Annotated in this window: 2 protein-coding genes; both read left to right on the top strand. The window is 66.6% G+C overall.

The genetic code is table 11. The annotated features are described in order from the left end of the window. On the top strand, positions 1–138 hold the full coding sequence (locus tag FLO80_RS24165) for a chemotaxis protein CheW (protein ID WP_369333783.1): 138 nt from the start codon (positions 1–3) through the stop codon (positions 136–138). Then, the coding region (locus FLO80_RS24170) for a chemotaxis protein CheW (RefSeq protein WP_188078417.1) at positions 125–389 on the top strand (265 nt) is incomplete at its 3' end. The genes FLO80_RS24165 and FLO80_RS24170, both read left to right, overlap by 14 nt.

Raw genomic sequence — 389 nt, forward strand, 5'->3', positions numbered from 1 at the left:
CTGGAACAGAATTTCCGCCGCGTGGAGGGTATCGCCGGCGCCACCATCATGGGCGACGGCAGCGTCGCCCTGATTCTCGACGTCGATGCGCTGCCACGCCTGGCGGCGCGGGAGGACACCGCCGATGAACGGCACTGAGGCAAGCCAGGCGAACGGCCCGGCGCAGGAATACCTGACCTTCACCCTGGGCCGCGAGGAGTACGCCATCGACATCCTCCGCGTGCAGGAGATCCGCGGCTACGACCAGGTCACCGCGATCGCCAACGCGCCGCCCTTCATCAAGGGCGTGATCAACCTGCGCGGGGCGATCGTGCCGATCGTCGACCTGCGCATCAAGTTCCACCTCGCCGAGGTCACCTACGACCCGTTCACCGTGGTGATCATCCTCA

The organism is Aquicoccus porphyridii, from assembly GCF_008369105.1.
Classification (GTDB): Bacteria; Pseudomonadota; Alphaproteobacteria; order Rhodobacterales; family Rhodobacteraceae; genus Aquicoccus; species Aquicoccus porphyridii.